At 41.1% G+C, this 1,945-nt stretch carries 1 pseudogene; it reads left to right on the top strand.

Annotated elements, in window-relative coordinates:
• Nucleotides 1-351: 351 nt before the first annotated feature.
• A pseudogene (locus tag ACQ76X_RS35755) lies at nt 352-1,945 on the top strand (hypothetical protein); the annotation flags it as partial.

Genomic DNA, 1,945 nt, shown 5'->3' with positions numbered 1-1,945 from the left:
AGTATTCTTTCAAAGACATAACTCTGAGGTGGGAAGCTATATCACGCATATCTATGCTGATAATAAATATGTCGGGGCTTTAGTTTGTAATGTTAATCGTTAGCTGAGGTGCAAATAGAAGAGATAACAAAACATGACTCTAAAAATGAATGATAGTTAAACAAAATGGATAATTGCTAAATTGTTCTCGTAGTATGACCCCATTGGATTCTGGTTCACACCGTATTAAACGACTGGTGTCAATTCGAAATTTGCATGTTTTATTCAAAAACGCGTTTAATGTTGAACTAGCTGCCACCTGTTAGAGCATGTGCAAGCTATATATTTCATTTTAATTTGGGAGAGATAGTTATGAGTCGTAATTCTTTGTCCAAGAAAGTTTCGCTTTTTCTACTGATTTTTATTGTAATCTTTGATAGTTTGGCCGGAGTTTCTATTGCTGCTGGCATAAGCAGTCAACAAAATACCATTATAGATAAAGTGGAGACTCCTCGAAATATGGAAATCCAGGGCGGAGGACTCCTTAGTCCATCACCATCACCATCACCATCACCAACCTCTCATACGGATAGTGAAGTACCACCTGAATTCACACCCACACCCACATTGGCACCGACACCCACCTCCGAAATCTCGGCGCGCCCCTTTTTCGCAGATGGGAATGAAATTGCTGAGTCCAAGTCGAGTGTGAAAACCTTGGAGAAGCAGCCTGCTGAGGGTTATGATGTAATGTCTGAGCCAGATGTGAAGACCCTTTTTCAGAAATATTCGGCGCTTTACAATGACAAACAGGTGAACTTGGACCTGGAACAGATTCGGCAATTATTTGCCTTAGGTGCTTCTATCTCCGATATCTATGCTATTGCCTTGCTGCATGACATGTATAATGAAGATTCGCTCACACTATGGGAACTGAAGCAAAAATCCAAGGATAGCTGGCTAGAGATAGAGGATAAGCTCAGATTGGAAAACGCACAGTCTGTACCGGCCAAGGTAACTGATGGAGTGTACAAGGATGAAGAACGAACATCTTTACTATTGATGCCTAGAGTCACAGATGTGGTCTATGAGGAACGGCCGCTGGTGTCATCGGATCAGCCTAAGGTTAAGTACAGTGCATTGGTTTCGCTCAGCGGCACAATAGACGATGCGATGAGCGAGCTGGGGTTTAAGGATAAATATCAGACATTTAATCAGCAATTTTCTGACCAACAAAATACTACAGAGAGCATCGATCCGATAACCGGAATGCTTACCTGGAGGAGCAACCAGATCAGACTGCCGGGAAAAGATGGCTTGGATCTAAATCTCGGTGTGATTTATCAATCCAACGTAGCGAGTCAATTTTATCCTGCAACCATGTATGACCCTAGCGAAGGAAGAAGCATTAACACCGGGGCATGGGACGATGATCAACGTTATAACTATTTGGGCCTTGGATGGACATTTAATATACCTTCCTTAAAAGGAGATTATTATAATGACGGAAAAGGTGGTCAATATGAGTCCAAATTTATAAAACCGACAGATGGATCGGATGCATACTATACACTTAAGGATTACCCCACGGGTGATGTGAGAATTACCCACGGCAGTTCAGGTACTACCTTGGTGTTTCCAGACAAATCGAGAGAGTATTTTAGTTCAGATATGATGAGTCAAACAGACCGGTTTGGCAATACAATAACTTATTACTATAATTCCTACGGAAATGTGAATAGAATCGAGGATACATTAGGAAGAGTGATTAGTTTTGAATACAAGGCATATGGGTCAGGAACTCCATCTAATGAACCCAATGTAAGAGTAAGGGTTCTCGAAAACGGCTTACCGGTAAAAGAAATTAAATATTTCCAACAATCCATAGGTTTTAATAATGCTACGGGTCTTATCCGGATTGAAGCCACCAATGATGAGAAAATACAATTTGAGTATGCCGAAAACA

Source organism: Paenibacillus sp. IHBB 3054 (genome assembly GCF_051594305.1).
GTDB lineage: Bacteria > Bacillota > Bacilli > Paenibacillales > Paenibacillaceae > Paenibacillus_AQ.
Note: the sequence above shows the minus strand (reverse complement) of the source record. Positions and strands in the feature narration are given on the sequence as shown.